Here is a 16,641-nt window from a genome sequence, read left to right on the forward strand (position 1 = left end):
CAATAATATTTTTTTCATAGCGTATCCTTTCAAAATGATGCCAAATTATAGCATATTTTAAAAGGTTGTTAGCTTAAAATTTATATTTATACATTAAATTAGTGTAAAGATTATCGTAAGAATTGTATTCAATACTTGATTTTACCCTATTATATCCTAAATCAAGTGAGAAGAAATTATGATGATCCATATTGTATTCAGCACCAAAATTTACCCTATAGGTTATATCGTTTCTCGTATTTAAGAAGATTTTTTCATCATATTTACTTTTAGCATAACCTAAACTTGCTTTTAATATTACTTGTTTATTTAACATATAAATAATTCCGGCAGTAGCTGAATATTCTTTATAATTATTTGAACTTTCTTTAATTCTGCTAGTTTTTTCTATATCATAAGCAATTTTTAAATAAGACATACTTCTTTGAGAAATAATCTTACTCATAGCATAAATACTATGATGATTTGAATCATTTTCTTTATTATCTTCTATCAAATAATTATTATGATTAATTGTATAGCCTAGACCAAAAGCTAGCCCACTTTCAGTATAATAATCACCTGAAATATCTGCTGTAAAGGTATTTAAATATCTTTTTTGTTTTAAAATAATATAATCATAAGACATTAAAATATTTAATTTAAATTGTCTTGATATCTCAAAACCATTATTAATTGAAGCTGTAAATACACTTAAATTCTGAAAATCTTCTTCAATTGGTTTTATATAATACTTATTATAAAAATTAATATTTATATCATAATCATATACATTATTAACTTGTTTTTTATAGCCAGCATTAAGATTAGCTAAAATACTACTAGCTGGTTGGTGCTTAGCACCTGGTATTGGAAAATTAATGCCTAATTGTGGCACTGGTAAATAACTATCTTTTAAATTCTGCTTTTTTGGATTGCTATCATATCCATATCCAAAACCAATACTCGCATAAGGTATATTTATTTCATTATTGGCTTTTTGTTGATATTTAACATTTTTTAACATACTAGCAACTAAAGCTTTCTCATCATCATTTAAGCGTTCATCATCTTTTAAATTCTCTAGTTCTAATTTAAGTAAAGCTAAATTCCCGTTTTTTTGATAAATAATAGCACTTTGTAATCTCGCTTCTGTATTAGTATCATCTAATACTAAAACCCTATCATAAGCAGCTAAAGCTTCATCGTATAAACCTAATCTAAAAGCACTTTTACCCATAATTAGATTTAAATTAATATCAGAGCAAGTTTGCTTACAAATAGAACTAGCTATATCATAAGAAGTTTTATAATCTTCCTGATTATACGCATTTACTAAATCATCAAATGGATTTGCTAATAAAGCAATAGGTAAAAATGTTAAAAATTTTTTCATAAATGTTAAGCCTTTTTTAAAAAACAAGTTTTTAAAACTATAACTCCGTGTTTATCAACTTTTGCTTCTATTTCATCATCATTTGAAGTAAGCTTTATGTTTTTTACATTAGTTCCTCTTTTAATAGTTAAAGAACTGCCTTTTACTTTCAAATCTTTAATAACGCTAACATTATCTCCTGCTTGTAATTCGTTTCCGTTTGCGTCTTTTGGCATTTTTATATTCCTTTTTTATTTATGGTGCCCAAGGTCGGACTCGAACCGACACAGGATTGCTCCTACTAGATTTTGAGTCTAGCGCGTCTACCAGTTTCACCACTTGGGCTAAAATTGCATATGATAATAAAATTTGCTTATAAAAAAATAAAAGTGTGATATTTTAAATATATTTTACTTAATATTTGATTATGAAATTCTTGTTTTGATATTCCTATCAAAACAAGAAAAAAAATTAATTCATTCCTAACATTTCCCAATAAGGAAGACCTATTACAAGGCATAAAATAAAAGATACCATAGCCACTACAAATCCAGTAATCCACCATTCTTTTACGGTGTTATATCCAGCTCCAAAAATAACTGAAGCAGCAGGACCACCAAAATGAGTTAATGCTCCGCCATAAGAATTTGTAGTAATTAATAAAAATGCTAATAAATATGGATCAACTCCTGCACTTTTGCCTATTAAAAATAAAACCGGTAAAAGAGTTGTAATGAAAACGGTTGCACTAGCATATAAATATCTTACGATAATACTAATAAAACCAATAATTATTAATACTATCAATGGGTCTAAATCTAAATTCATATTACCTTGAATAAATGTTCCAAGCCATTTAAAAAAGCCCAATTTATTCATCATACCTGATAGTGACATAATACCACCAAACCAAAATAATGTCCCTATACACTCTTTAGAACCTGCTATATCTTCAAATTTTAAAACGCCAAGTAATACTGATAAACTCATAGCACCAACAGCTACTGCAGTAGCATCTATATCAATCTTTAATCCAAATAAAGAACTAGCTAAAGACGGAACAGACCAACCAAGCAATGCTAGAACAAAGATTAAAACAAGCATTTTCTCACTTCTTTTCATCTCTCCTAATTCTTCTAAGCCTTGTTTTGAAATTACTACATTATCAATCTTTTTTATATCAGGGCGAACAAAAATATAAACAACTAGTGGAATTATACATAAACACACAATACCAGGAATTATCATAGCAACAGCCCAATTTCCCCAATTTAAGTGAGTTCCTAAAATATCATTTGCATAACCAATCACTAGCATATTTCCAGCCATTGCGGTTGCGAAAATAAATGAAGTCATTTTTGTACTCATATAAGAATTACACGCTAAAAATGCACCTACTCTATTTTCTGTTTCAACTTTATCTTTTGATAAAGATTGTGCGATTGAATTTACAATTGGAAAGACAATTCCACCTGCTCTTGCAGTATTTGATGGAGTTGCAGGTGATACTACTAAATCCAAAAATGCAGTAACATAGCTAAGTCTTAAAGTAGTTTTACCAAATTTACCTATTAAAAAATAAGCCCATCTTTTACCAAGACCTGTTTTTGTAAATGCAATACTTAAAGCAAATGCAGAAACTATAATCCAAGTAGTTGAACTTGCATAACCGCTTAAAGCTTGTTTTGTAGCTTCTTTTGCACCACCTAAATAAGGTCCCATAAATAGTGCAGTTCCTGCCACTGCAGTAATTAATACCATAGAATTTGGTATAGGCTTAAATACAAGACCTAAAACTGCTGAAAGATAAATACCAAACATTACCCACGCAGCTTCGCTTAAGCCACTTGGCACGGGCAAAATAGTAGCGAATAAAAATGGAATAGCAATCAAAATAATAATAGAAATTGCTCTTTTCATCATTTCTCCTTAAAAAAAATTAAAAAATTAAGATTACTTTAGCAGAATAATTCATAAAATGTATTTAAATTGTATTTAAAACTTTAAAAAATGTGTATAAAAGTAACACTTATTATAAATTATTATCTTTTTTTGAAAAAAAATATAATATATTTCATAACTTTTTATAATATGAAAAATTTAATTAGGAAAAAATATGAGAAAATTAGCTGTTTTTATTTTAAGTTTAAATTTATTTGCATACACTTTAGATTTTCCTGGAGATAAAATTCCTTTTAGTGAAAATCCAGATTGGAAAGACCCAACTATACCTAAAAATTTATATCAAAACGATGATATAAATTATGATTTGCAAAAAAAACTAAGTGAATTAGATGAAAAAAAATTAAGAAAATTAAAAAAGGCTTTAGATATATTGTTTGAGGATGAAGAAGAATTACAAGAAGAAATTCCCCAAACTGAACCTATAAAAATAAAAGAGCCAACTCTAGATGAATATATACAAATTAGCATCAGCGGAGAAAAACCTATAAAAAAACAAAAAAATACTTATCAAAACAATAATATTTTGATAAATATTAAATAAGCTTTATTTATTACGAGTTTTATTAAAACTAAAAATAGCAATTATTAATGCTAGTATAGGAGAACTCATAATTTGTAAAAAATATATTAATTCACTTTGTTCTTCTTCGTTTGGAGTAATAAAACTTAATATTAAAGCAAATACTACGCTACTAAGACCTAATATCGCTAAAAAATAACTAAGAATTTGATTTTGTATTTTAAATTCTAATTCATTTTCACAATAATTTTTTAATTTAAAATATGCTAAAAACATTGCAATATAAGGTAAAAAATAACTAACCGTAGTAAGAGAACTAAGTAGCCAATAAATATCTTGAGATTTATTAAAAAATACACAAAATATACAAATAATACTAACTAAAAATGCCTGAAAAAATAAAGCCTTATAAGGGGTATTGTATTTTGGATGTGGTTTTGCTTCATAAAATTTAATTATTCCTTCTTTTGAAGCATTAGCTAGCATATATATTGGCGCTACCAACCAAGAATTAATCTGCCCTAAAGTGCCTACAAATAAACTAAAAGCCATTAATTGACTAAGACCTTTAAAACCTAAATTATTTTCAGCATAAGTAATTGCTTGCATAATACCATCTAATATATCAGTATCTTTTGCAGGATATATCACATTAACACAAAAAGTGCCTAAAATATAAATACCTACTATTATAAATGCACTAAAAAATATAGCTTTTGGATAATTTTTTTGAGCGTTATCAATTTTAGCACCTATCATTGTGCTAAGCTCAAGCCCTGCAAATGCAAACATCATAGTGCTTGAAAACACTAAAGTATTTAAATCAAGTGTAATTAAATACCCTGAATTATAAGGAGTTGTGATTTTGTTATTAGTCAAATAAAACATTAAAGCTACAACTATTAAAAGCAATGTAGGAAATAAAATTCCAAAATAAACAAATACTTTATTTATTAATTTAGTATATTCAAAACCCCTATAATTTATATATGTCAAAATAAAAAAACTCAATATAGAAAATATTGCGATAAAATAAGATTTTGCCTGTAAATTAAATATATAAGCTAAAGAATTTGCTGCGAAATACAACATCATTGGGAAAAAAGCTAAACAAGATAGAAGATAACAAATCAAACAAAAATAAGCAACTTTTACTCCAAAAGCTTTATTAATCCATAAAAATATACCACCACCCTTAGAAAATCTAGAACCAAGTTCTCCACATATCAAAGCTAAAGGAATAAAAAATCCAAATGCTACAAAAAGCCATAAAATAATAGAACTAGCTCCGTATTGTGCGACATAAGGAATTTGTCTTAAAGAAAAAATCCCAATCAAATTCATAAAAATAATATCTTTTATACTCAACTTCATAATAAACCTAAAAAAATAAAATGAAGCGAATAATACTATTAAAATTGTAATAATTTAGAAGAAAAAAAGAAAAGGTTTCACATAATCTGTGAAACCTAAAAATAATTTATAAAATTATTGGCAGATGATTTTTAATTCAACTCTGCGGTTTGCTGCACGGCCTTCTTTTGTTTTGTTATCGCCGATTGCATTTTGGTCGCCAGCCCAACTTGGATTAATTCTGTCTTCGCTAACACCAGCTTTTACAAGTTCAGCTTTTACTGCTTTAGCTCTTTTTTCTGATAATTTTTTGTTATAAGCAGATGTACCGATTGAATCTGTATATCCTGTGATATTTGCAAAATATGCAGGCTCTTCTTTAATTAATTTAGCTAAACGCTCAATTTCAGGAATATAGTTAGCAGTTACATTGCTCTTATCAAATCCAAAATTAACTTTAACTAATTCTAAATCATAACATGCTTTTGGTTTTGGTTGTGGTTTTGGCTCAGGTTTAACAACTACTGGCTCTGGTTTAACTTCTACAACTGGTTGTGGAGCTGGAACAACTTCTTCTTTTTTACCATCAAAGTTAAAAATTACACCTAAAGTGCTAATTACATGGTGATCAGCGTGGCGGAATTTAATTTGGTCACGAACTTCTGCTCTTAAACCAAAGCTTTTGTAAATTTTGTATTTTAAACCAATACCATAATGACCAAACATTCCGTTTTTATTGTCATATAGATTTTCGCTGAAGTTTTCATAACCAACACCTAATAATCCATAGAAATCAAAGTTAGTATCACCAACTTTAACTGGGAATACTAAGTTTAAATAACCTCTATCAATACCCACTGGAGTATGACCTGCATTATCTATACTTTTATATTCACCTTTTTGGTGCTCATAACCAATTTCTGTTCCTACTGCACCATACATATAACCAATTCTTAATCCATAACCAAATTTATTCATAAGGTCAAGATTTCCTTCTGGAACATTGTATGTAGCGATTGGGCTTATTTCTAAGCCTTCAAAATTAATATCACTTGCATTTGCACTAACAGCTATCATTGCAGCTGCACTTAAAACTAAACTCATCTTTTTCATGAATACTCCTAATTTCAAAATCGAATTAACGTTTACTAAATTGTGGTTTTCTTCTTGCTTTTCTGCGGCCGTATTTTTTACGCTCAACCACACGACTATCACGAGTTAATAAACCTTGTGGTTTAAGTAGCGCTCTAAAATCAGCACTCATAGCAGCTAAAGCACGAGAAATTCCGTGTCTTAAAGCTTCAGCTTGAGCATTATAACCACCACCTAATGTGCTAGCTGTAATGTCCATTAAACCTTCTTGCTTAGTTACTAATAAAGGTTGAACTACCTTTAATTTAATAGCTTCGTGTCCGCCTAACCAAGTATTTAAATCAACGCCATTCACTATAATTTTACCACTTCCAGCCTTAGCCCAAACTTTAGCTATTGCAGTTTTTCTTTTACCTGTTGCATAAACTTTTGCCATTTTACTTTCCTTTTACCTGAGCTGTATGTGGGTGTTCGCTACCTGCATAAACTTTTAATTTCTTAAGCATTGCACGACCTAAAGTAGTTTTAGGCAACATTCCACGAACTGCTAATTTATATAATTTTGCTGGATTATTTGCTAATAAATCACCGAATTTTTCACTCTTAGTGCTTCCAAAATAGCCTGAATGTCTGTGATATAATTTATCATCAGCTTTGTTTGTTCCAGTAAATTCTGCTTTAGATGCGTTGATAATTACAACATAATCTCCGCAATCAACATTTGGTGTATAACAAGGCTTATGTTTGCCTTTTAATATTGTCGCAACTTCTGTTAAAAGACGACCGAAACGCTTACCTTCAGCATCTACAATTATCCAATCTCTTTTAACTTCGTTTGGCTTTGTTATTTTTGTCATGATTTTACCTTTGCCAAAATTTTTTAAAAAGCTGATTATATGTTTTTAATCTTAATAATATCTTAAATTAAGATAATTTTAAGATAAATTAAAAATAAAATTTGACTTTTTAAATTCTAAAAAAATTATTCAATTTAAGTTTATTTTAAAGATGGGGGGGGGTAGAATAGCATTGCAATTTTAAAAAAAAGGATGTAAAAATGAAACTAGTAAAACTTAGTTTAATTGCAGTAATTACTGCAGGTTCAATGTCAGTTGCAAATGCTGTTGCTTTAGATGAAGCTATTCAAAATGTAGATTTATTAGGTATGTTAAGATATAGATATGAAGGAATTAGCGAAAAAAATTCATTAAAAGACAAATCTACAAAAGATACAATCCAATTGCACGGATATAAAGCTCAATTAAAATTCACTTCAGATATAGCTGATAATTTTAAAGCTACTGCATTATTTCAGTATTCAAACCAAGATGCTTCATTTGCTTTAAACAAACCAGGTTTAACACCATCTAATGAAGCTTTAAGAGATAAAGTTGAAAATAATATAAATACAAGTAAAACTTTTAATATAAGAGATGCTTATTTAACTTACACGAATTACGATACCTCATTTATGTTCGGTAGAATGGAAATTGGCTCAATTTGGACTGATGATTTATTAGGAACAGGATTAAAAATCGTAAATAATAGCATTGAGAATGTAACTTTAGCAGCTTATGCTTTTGATAATTACAATAAAGATAGTGATTTAGGCGTTATTGCTACAAAAAATGATGATGATAGTATAAAAAGTGTAAGTGGTAAAAATATATATGGTATAGCAGCAATTGCTAATTTTGACCCAGTAGCAGCAGAGTTATGGGTAGCAAATATGGCTAGTTGGGGCACATTATATGCGGTAGATTTCAATGTTAATTTAGGTGATAAAGATGATTTCGCATACAATATTCACGCTCAATACGCAGGTAATAATCTTAAAAAAGATAGAAAAGATTTATTAAAAAAAGCTACAGGCGACGAAGTAGCTAATGGTAATTTTTATGCTATTGAAGCTGGTTTTGAAGCATTCGGCTTAGATTTTAATATAGGTTATGCTGGTTATGGGAAAAAGGATAAAGCTACAATTAATACTATAGAAGATAGTGGCAAATTGATTAATTATGGCGAATACGCTATGAAAGATTACCAAACAGGAGCAGTAGGTAAAAAAGATTTCGTATTCGGAACAATTGGCTATACATTTGAAGATGTAAGATTTGGTGTTGATATTATTAACGGAACAAATAAAATCAAAAATGGCGATAAAACTGATAAAGAAAAATTATTTGAAGTTAAGCCACAACTATCTTATAAATATAGCGACAAATTAAACTTCTCAGCATTCTATGCTTATGGTAAAACAAAAAATTATGAAGGTATAGAAGATTGTAAAAAAGATGAAAAACTAATCAGATTTGAAGCAAAATATACATTCTAAAAATAGCTAGGCATTAAGCCTAGCACTAGATTAATTTGGCCTAACACTTATAAAAACTTAATTTAACTAATTTCAAACTCTTGGTGTTAGGCTTACTTAGTCTAGCTTTTACAACTTGCACCTTCTTTAAATACTGCTCCATAATCGTTTTTTGAATCAGATTTAACTAAATCTAAATTCTTTTGCACTTCTAAGCTCTAATCAATCTAAACAAACAAGTTTTTTAAAACTAATAGCAATACGATTAAGTAATTTAAGGTATTACGAAAGGCTGAAAATATTTACAATGCGTTGTTTTTTTTTTTTATTATTTAACAAATAAATCAAAATAGGAGACAATTATGTCAAAAGATACAAAAACGATGATATGTCCTTTTTGTGATGAAGAATTAAGATTTGGTGTAAAAGTATGTAGGGGCTGTCAAGCTGAAATTACTTACGAGCACGAGAGAACATTTTCGCTTGGCTGGTTTATTGCTTTTTGCGTATTAACTTATATATTATATACATTTTATGATTCAATAAATGGTTGGATTTTTGGGATACTTGTTTTTGTTGATATTGGATGCTTTGCTAATATTTTACCTATAGATACAAAAGCAGAACCTAAAGCAAAATTTGAAAGAAGGCAATTTAGATAATTAAAAAACTATAAAAATTTTAAAAGCTCATCGCTTAATCAAAAAATACAAATTAATTTAAGCGAGAGCTTTTTTGAGCCTACACTTAGCAAAACTCTCATTTTAACAATTACAATAATTTTATTTAGTGTTGCATATACTCTTTATAATCATTTTATGATGATTAAAGCTATTCTTTAAGAATAGCTTTTGATTAGCTTTTACAACTAGCACCTTCTTTAAACACTGCTCCATAATCGTTTTTTGAATCAGGTTTAACTAAATCTAAATTCTTTTGCACTTCTAAGCTCTCATCCATTTGCCAAGCATTCCAGCCACCATCATATACATAAATATTTTCCCAACCATCAAGTAAGGCAATAAACCAAGCAACACTAGCTCTCCAGCCTGTGCCACAATAAAAAGCTAAATTATCATTTTTATTAATGCCTTGACTTTGCCACAATTCATATATTTCATAAGGATTTCTAAGCGTTCCATCAGGGTCATAATAATCAGCCACATTAGATGAATTTGTCCCTGCAAATCCCCAAATAGCTCCTTTTGGCTCACCACTTTTTGGTATATAATCATAACCACTAATTTTGCCTATAAACTCATCCCAAGCCCTAATACTTACTAGCTTTAAATCCCCTTTATAATTTTTAATATCATCTGGCATTGATATATTTATATTAGTATTTGCAGGAATTATCGCTTTAAAATCACTTTCTTTATTAGGTATATTTGAAGTTTTTTCTATGCTAAATCCTGCTTCTTGCCAAGAATATAGCCCACCATTTAAAAATCTAACATCTTTAACCCCAGCGTATTTTAGTGCAAAAAATACTCTTAAAGCTGCCATTTGATTTTTAGAATATAAAATTATAGTTTTTTCGCTTGTTATTCCTAAGCTTAAAAGATTATTTTCTAAAGTTTTTGCATCACTTAAATTCCAAACAGGAGCATTCTCTATTAAATCAGTATTAAAATGATAAGCACCTTTTATATGCTCGCTGTATTCATCACTATTTTCTCCCCAACTAACCTCAAAAACCATAAAGTCTTTACCATCAAAACTCTCAACTTTTTTGCCTTGCATTAAGTCATTTAGCCATTTAGGATAGACTGCTAGTTGATAGTTTTTAAGTTTTACTAAATCATTATTATTTGCATAATCTATAAAATCAGCATAAATCTCGCCTTTATAACCACGAGCTAAAAACTCCGAGCTAACTTTTTTTATCTCATCTAAATTAGAGCCATAAAATACGAGCTTTTTATCCTTTGTAATGCCTTTGCCTTTGAAATATTCTTCAAATTTTTTATTTTCAACAAAATCCATTGATAAAGCACTAATATTTAAAGCCCCTTTAATATGACCGCCGTTTTTTGCCCCATCTTCGCTAAAACCATTATAATAACTATCAATTCTTGTATCAATTATCAAATAATCACTATTTAATCTAGCTTTAAACTCATAAGTATTTAATAATTTAACATTATCAGCATTAAAACAAGCACTAAAAATAAGTGCAAACAATAAAATTAATTTTTTCACGATACTCTCCTTAAAATAATCAAAAATCCAAAAAGCATAAAAGGTAAAAATATAAAAGCTTGAAAGCTAAAATAAGCACTAGCTATTAAAATATTTGCCACATTGCAACCACTTGCAAGAGAAGCTCCAAAAGCCATCAAAAAGCCTCCAATTACACTAAAATATCCTTGTTTTAGCGATACACCTTGAAGCGAAAATGATTTTAAATTAGCAACAATCCCACCTAAAATACAACCAAATAAAAAATAAACTCCAGAATCTAAATACCTATATTGATTGGTTACTAGATATAAAATCATATTTTTACTAGGCACTGATAAAGTAAAACTAAAACCAATCATTTTCCACATTAAAAGACTTAAAATTGCTAAAACTATTGCTAGAATGCTGATTTTTTTGGCTTTATAGATTAAATATATACTTAAAATTCCAAGTAAAATCACTAAGATAAAAGGCGAAATATTTAAAAAAGTATGAATATTAGTAAGCTCATTTTTTGTAAAAATATCTATATATTTTTTAAATATTCCATTAAATAAAGCCATACTAAAAGCAAAAGAAAAAGCCGTTATTAAATAAGAACTATTATTAATAACCCTAGTAAAACTACCGCTAACACAAGCTTTGCTAAACGCCATTCCAACGCCAAATGCAAAGCTACCTATAATAGTAGCAAGTATTGAGAATTTAAACTCGGGTATGATAATTAGTTTAAAATGTTCTAATGTGAATAAGCCAAGAGATTGTAAAAATATACAAAAACTTAAAGCACTAACAAATGAAAAATCTTTAAAATAAAAAAGATTTCTAAAACCAGAAAAAAAGCAAAATCTATATCTTGCTAATAAAAATCCAAAAACAATTCCAAATATAAGCGTATTCATTACCTAATGACTTTCTAAAATATTTTAGAAATTATATGTTTTGAAAAATAATAAATCTTAATTCATATTTAGATTATGAATTAAGATTTTCACCACAAAATCAATTTAGTTTTAAAGAATTTAAATTCTTTTTAATTTAAATTCTTCGTTTTCGTAAAATACTACATAAGAGCTAATTTTGTGATTAGAAAATCTAGTTTTTATAAAGTTTTCATAGGTTTTTAGCTGTTTTTCATAAGATTTATTAAAAAACGAGCTTTTATAATCAATTATCTTAACGCAATCATCGCTAATAGCTAATAAATCTATTCTATTTACTTTATTTTCATATAAAAAGTTATATTCTTTAATCAAATTATGATTTTTGATTAATTCTTTAAACTCCACGCATTTCAGCAAATCTTCGCAAAGTTTTTTTAATTTAAGTAAATCTACCTGATTAAACTTATTATATGCAAGTCTTAAACATTCATTCAAGCTTTCATCATTAAAATCACTCAATTCACAAAAATAGTGAAATGCGTTTCCAAGCATAATCGAATCAGTGCTAAACTCTTTAGCCTTTACATTTTGAAGTGGCACGCAAGGATTAAACTCATAGCTAATATTTATAGCACTTGCTTCATTTTCTTTATATCTAAAATTAAGCAAATCATCATCTAAACTTTCATTAGCAATTTCATTATAATTAATCCCGCTAAGCCCAGCTCCATCATTCATAATAATACAAAGAGAGCTAATCGCTCTTGTATAAGCTACATAATAAGTATTTATCTCATCAGTTTTTTTCGTATTCTCATAAATTTCAAGCTTTTTTGCATAATCTTTATCATAAAAACATCTAAGATTTCTAATAGCACTAGCGTCCTTTTTAAAGCCATACCATTTGTGGCTAGAAAAATCATATTCAATTTTAAGCCCTGTATCGTGTGGGGCATTTTTACTTAAATGAACGCAGATTAAATGCTCAAATTGTAAGCCCTTGCTCTTATGAATTGTCATAATATTTATGCCTTTTGCTTCATTGTTTGATGCAAGTTTATTACTAAGATTAAAGATAGTATCTAAAAAATCTTTAGAACTAATTTCATCTAAAAACTCTAAAACATACTCATCTTTACATAAATCAAGATGAGTTATGATTTCATTATAAATCTCATAAGCACTTTTTGTAATATCAATTTTAAGCCTTGAATAATCCTTGCCTAGCACAGACTTTACAAAAAAGCCATAAATCTCATCTCCTAAAATAGAGTATTTTGCAAATTCTATTAAAACCCTAACGCTCATTTTTGAAACTAATAAAGAGTTATTATTTACATTAGTTTTCAAACCAAATTCATTTAAATAATTAGCTATTTCATTTGCATTTGCATTATCTCTTGTAAGTATGCAAATATCATCTAATTTTGCTCCGTTTTGTAGCAAACTTGCAATCTTTTTATAAACATCGTTTAAGTAATTTTCGGTAATTATTTTGCTTACAACTCCGTTTTCTTTACTTGCAACTAATTGCTCGTAATAATCATCATAAAGATTTTTAAAATTATTATTTACAAACTCTACTATGGCTTTTTTACTACGATAATTAGTATCAAGATTTTGCAAGCTTATATTATAGGTTTTGTTTTTGTGAAATAAATCAAATACTTCTTGTTTAGCACCCCTAAATGAATAAATTGATTGCTTTTTATCTCCTACATAAAAAAAGCTTTTTTGCTTATCATCTATGCCAATTCCAGCCACTATTTCTTCAACTATTGGCTTAATGATTTCGTATTGAATAACTGAAGTGTCTTGAAACTCATCTATTAAAAGATGGCTTAGATTTGAATTAAGTCTAAAATAAAAAAGGTCTTTTAAATCCTTATTTTGCAATATTTTATGAACATAAATCGCCACATCACTAAAGCTTAAAATGTTTTGCTCTTTATGATAATTTTTCGCAACTTCGCTAAATTTATCTAAATAGTTAAAGCATAATTTTAATTGATTGCTCTCTAAAAAACCATAATATTTAGCAACGATTGAGAGTAATTCTTCATAAGCTGCTGCAAAAGTTGGCAAATCTAGGGCTTTTTGTATATTTGATTTGCTAGCGTCTAAAAATGAGCTAGAAAGTAAAGAATTTAAATCCGTAATTTTGCCAAGCCATTCATCAACTTTTTTATTTGCTCCAGTAAAATTATCTTTAAGCCTTAAAAACTCATCAAAAGGATTTATAAAAGTCGTATCATTTATGATTTTTTCGCCTGTATAATTTAAATACAAACTCTCAAGCCAGTTTAAAAAATCTCCTAAACTCATATTAAAATCTTTTAAATCTCTTACTAATTTTATGGCTTCATTTGTATCTAAAGACTTTAAAAACTCTTCTTTAATATCTAAATAATCAATGAGTTCCGCATCAACGCTTAAACCTTCATGCGTTGCAAAAAGCCTTAAAATCTTAGAAAAAAAGCTATCAAAAGTATAAATCCTAAGCTCATCTTCTTTAAAGTTTTTTAAGAATTTATTTCTTGTATTTATGATTTGCTCGGCACTTAAACCCAATAAATCTTGCAAAAATTGAAGCTCGGCAGCTCTATTTTCAAGCTCTAAAAATACCTTTGTAATTCGCTCTTTCATCTCATTTACGGCTTTTTTTGTAAATGTAAGAGCTACTATATCATTAATACTCGCCCCACTTAAAACTAAAGCAATATATCTAACACTTAGAGTAAAAGTCTTGCCACTTCCAGCACTTGCTGCTAATGCGATATGTTTCATACTCTATCCTTTTTATTGATTATTAAATGATAATAGCCATAAGCATTTTCACTTTTTTCTAAGACAAAGCCATCTTTAAGAGTTGCAATGTCGCTTTCAATCTCTTGAGATAATTTATTAAAATTTTTACATTCAAACACCGCCCCACGAGTGCTTTTTAAATAAATTAAAGCTGTTTGTATCGTAGGCTTATCTAAAAGCATTGCGTAAAAGGCTAATTGTTTTTCGTGATTTTTAGTAGAATTTGGCTTGTTTGTAGTCTTATAATCAATTATTAGCTCATCACTTATCCTATCAGCTATCCCGTAAGCATCAATATTTGCAATTTTACCCGAAAGCTTTTCTTCGCAATTTGCACTTGGCTGATTGTTGTTAATATAATATGCGATTTCATCTAAATTATCGTATATTAAAGCATAATCAATTGGGCTTAATTTATCTTTTAGCTCTTTTTCAAATTCTTGTTTTAAATTCTTAAAATCAGCGTTTTGTAAAAACTCATGAACCATAGTCCCAACTGCTGCTTTTTCGTTTGAATTGCTAGGCTCACTTAATTCTAAAATATATTTTAAATAATACTCATAAGGTGAGTTTAAATAGCACGATAATCTTGAAAAACTAAGCGGTTTTGCAAAAAAATTATGATTTTTTATAAGTTCTAAATCAGGCTCAAATATATTTTCATTTGCTTTTATTTTGCCATTGAGTGCCTTTAAAAACGACTCCATAAGCCCTTTTTCATCTACGATTTGTCTTTCGCAACTAAAATCTTTTAGCATTCTAGCGGGTGATTTTTCTTCGTTTTCAAGGTATAAAACAAAAACTTCTTTGGCATTAAAAAGCTCTTTATAATAATGCCTTTGTAAATTTTCTCTATCAGCATAGCTAATTAGCCCAGCCTTTGTGCGAACAGCATTGTTTAAAAACATTTCACTAACACTTCGCTTTGGCACTAAATCATCATTAAAATCAAGAACAATTACTAAATCATATTTCATTCCACGACTTTCAAGCATACCTAAAGCATCAACATTTCCGCCGTTTGTGTGAGAAATTTTAATATTATTAGCGTCAAGTAATTTTATGATTTGCTCGTTTGTTAGCTTAAACTCATTATTTAAAATCTTTATATCATTTAGGCGGTTTTTTAGGATTTCTTTAACTTCAGCGTTTTTGCTAAGGCTTAATAGTTGCTCTTTTAATTTATCAAAATTACTAAAATCAAGTTCGCTTGTATTTAATAATCTTTTTTGCACTAAAGCCAACTCATCATCACCTAAAATCGCATTTAGTTTTTGTGCTATTTCGTTTGAGTTTAGCCCACTTGCAATATTTAAATAATTATGAATATCAAGGGCTTTTAAGCTAGTTGCAATGCTTTCATCAGGCATAATAAGAGCTATTTGTTTATCATTTTCGTAATATTTTGATATTAGACTAAGTGCGTAAATGTATTGATAAATTGAGCTTTTAAACGAAGCAATTTTTAAGGTATTGTTATAATTTAGTTTAGTTTGCTCTAGGATTTGCCAAGAATTATTAAAACTTAGAGTATAAGTATGATTTGGCTCAAAATCTATTTTAAATGATTTTTTTAAAAGATTTATATTGTAATCGCTTACATTTGTGATGATTTTTACATCTATTTTGTCTGAAATACTCTCAAAGAATTCTAATTCGTATTGCTTTAAAAAGCCGTTTAGATAAAAGCTAATTGATTTATATTGACTAAGCAAAAACCAATTAGCTTTTAAATCTTTAATAGTTATATCATCATATAAATTTTGATTATCTAATTCGTTTTTATAATGCTTTAAACACTCTTCTAAAATATCTAAATACTCATCAAAAAAACTATATAAATCATTATTTCTTAAATCATCTATACTTACTTTTTGACTATTTAATTCGCTAAAAAATGAGAATAAATATTCTTTATTTTTTAAAAAACTTAAAAAATCATTTGAAAAATTAAGCTTTTTATAATCTTTAGTTTTATTACAAGCCCTACTCATAGCAATGATTTGCTCTACTTCAGTCGCTCTTCTTTTATCATTTATTGCGAAATCTTGCAAAAACTCATTAATACTAATTGTAGTTGGAAAAAATCCTTCATTTTTAATACTTGCTAAGTAGTTTTTAATTTGCCTTAAATTAGAAAATACAATCAAATCCTTTTTATACATTT

General features: G+C 28.1%; 14 protein-coding genes and 1 tRNA gene. 3 read left to right on the forward strand and 12 right to left on the reverse strand.

From position 1 onward, the window contains the following. Positions 1 to 73: 73 nt before the first annotated feature. The 4 genes from AVBRAN12647_RS07835 to AVBRAN12647_RS07850 form a co-directional block, all read right to left on the reverse strand. Positions 74 to 1,375, reverse strand: a complete 1,302-nt coding sequence (locus AVBRAN12647_RS07835) for an outer membrane beta-barrel protein (protein WP_214117623.1) — start codon at positions 1,373 to 1,375, stop codon at positions 74 to 76. 5 nt (positions 1,376 to 1,380) lie between these two features. Beyond that, positions 1,381 to 1,590 (reverse strand): alkylphosphonate utilization protein, encoded by a 210-nt coding sequence (locus tag AVBRAN12647_RS07840; RefSeq protein WP_214117624.1) that lies wholly within the window; start codon positions 1,588 to 1,590, stop codon positions 1,381 to 1,383. A 22-nt stretch (positions 1,591 to 1,612) separates the two neighbouring features. Then, positions 1,613 to 1,699: transfer RNA gene (locus AVBRAN12647_RS07845), tRNA-Leu, on the reverse strand. A 126-nt stretch (positions 1,700 to 1,825) separates the two neighbouring features. Next, a complete protein-coding gene (locus AVBRAN12647_RS07850) occupies positions 1,826 to 3,274 on the reverse strand; it encodes a DASS family sodium-coupled anion symporter (protein WP_336614981.1) in 1,449 nt (482 codons plus the stop codon). A gap of 196 nt (positions 3,275 to 3,470) precedes the next feature. Between AVBRAN12647_RS07850 and AVBRAN12647_RS07855 the strand changes: the two genes are divergently transcribed. Beyond that, positions 3,471 to 3,860 (forward strand): hypothetical protein, encoded by a 390-nt coding sequence (locus tag AVBRAN12647_RS07855; protein ID WP_336614982.1) that lies wholly within the window; start codon positions 3,471 to 3,473, stop codon positions 3,858 to 3,860. A 3-nt stretch (positions 3,861 to 3,863) separates the two neighbouring features. On the opposite strand, the gene AVBRAN12647_RS07860 is transcribed toward AVBRAN12647_RS07855, so the two are convergent. The 4 genes from AVBRAN12647_RS07860 to rplM all read right to left on the reverse strand — a co-directional run bounded on the left by AVBRAN12647_RS07860 (position 3,864) and on the right by rplM (position 7,141). Beyond that, entirely contained in the window at positions 3,864 to 5,213 is a 1,350-nt protein-coding gene (locus AVBRAN12647_RS07860; protein WP_214117627.1) for an APC family permease, read from the reverse strand. A gap of 114 nt (positions 5,214 to 5,327) precedes the next feature. Then, complete coding sequence (locus AVBRAN12647_RS07865; protein WP_214150192.1) at positions 5,328 to 6,305, reverse strand: OmpA family protein; 978 nt, start codon at positions 6,303 to 6,305, stop codon at positions 5,328 to 5,330. Positions 6,306 to 6,330: 25 nt separating this feature from the next. Further along, positions 6,331 to 6,720, reverse strand: coding sequence for a 30S ribosomal protein S9 (rpsI, locus tag AVBRAN12647_RS07870; protein WP_214117629.1), 390 nt, complete (start codon positions 6,718 to 6,720; stop codon positions 6,331 to 6,333). Between the two features lies 1 nt (position 6,721). Then, the gene (gene rplM, locus AVBRAN12647_RS07875; RefSeq protein ID WP_214117630.1) at positions 6,722 to 7,141 is read right to left on the reverse strand and encodes a 50S ribosomal protein L13; all 420 of its coding nucleotides are present in this window, start codon (positions 7,139 to 7,141) and stop codon (positions 6,722 to 6,724) included. Positions 7,142 to 7,341: 200 nt separating this feature from the next. On the opposite strand from rplM, the gene AVBRAN12647_RS07880 reads away from it, so the two are divergent. Both AVBRAN12647_RS07880 and AVBRAN12647_RS07885 read left to right on the forward strand, forming a co-directional pair. Next, on the forward strand, positions 7,342 to 8,619 hold the full coding sequence (locus AVBRAN12647_RS07880) for a major outer membrane protein (RefSeq protein WP_336614983.1): 1,278 nt from the start codon (positions 7,342 to 7,344) through the stop codon (positions 8,617 to 8,619). 341 nt (positions 8,620 to 8,960) lie between these two features. Further along, the gene (locus tag AVBRAN12647_RS07885) at positions 8,961 to 9,260 is read left to right on the forward strand and encodes a hypothetical protein (protein WP_336608902.1); all 300 of its coding nucleotides are present in this window, start codon (positions 8,961 to 8,963) and stop codon (positions 9,258 to 9,260) included. A 193-nt stretch (positions 9,261 to 9,453) separates the two neighbouring features. Here the strand turns inward: AVBRAN12647_RS07885 and AVBRAN12647_RS07890 are convergent, their stop codons facing one another. From AVBRAN12647_RS07890 to AVBRAN12647_RS07905, 4 genes are all read right to left on the reverse strand, one after another. After that, positions 9,454 to 10,800, reverse strand: coding sequence for a rhodanese-like domain-containing protein (locus tag AVBRAN12647_RS07890; RefSeq protein ID WP_336608901.1), 1,347 nt, complete (start codon positions 10,798 to 10,800; stop codon positions 9,454 to 9,456). Beyond that, positions 10,797 to 11,684: a YeeE/YedE family protein gene (locus AVBRAN12647_RS07895; protein WP_336614984.1), complete on the reverse strand. Its 888-nt coding sequence runs from the start codon at positions 11,682 to 11,684 to the stop codon at positions 10,797 to 10,799. Before AVBRAN12647_RS07895 ends, AVBRAN12647_RS07890 begins: the two co-directional genes overlap by 4 nt. Before the next feature lie 120 nt (positions 11,685 to 11,804). Next, entirely contained in the window at positions 11,805 to 14,453 is a 2,649-nt protein-coding gene (locus tag AVBRAN12647_RS07900) for a UvrD-helicase domain-containing protein (protein ID WP_336614985.1), read from the reverse strand. After that, positions 14,450 to 16,639 carry a PD-(D/E)XK nuclease family protein gene (locus AVBRAN12647_RS07905; protein ID WP_336614986.1) on the reverse strand — a complete coding sequence of 730 codons (2,190 nt, stop codon included), beginning with the start codon at positions 16,637 to 16,639 and terminating at the stop codon, positions 14,450 to 14,452. Before AVBRAN12647_RS07905 ends, AVBRAN12647_RS07900 begins: the two co-directional genes overlap by 4 nt. Between the last annotated feature and the right edge of the window lie 2 nt (positions 16,640 to 16,641).

Origin of the sequence: Campylobacter sp. RM12647, assembly GCF_020138135.1 — a bacterium.
Lineage (GTDB): Bacteria > Campylobacterota > Campylobacteria > Campylobacterales > Campylobacteraceae > Campylobacter_E.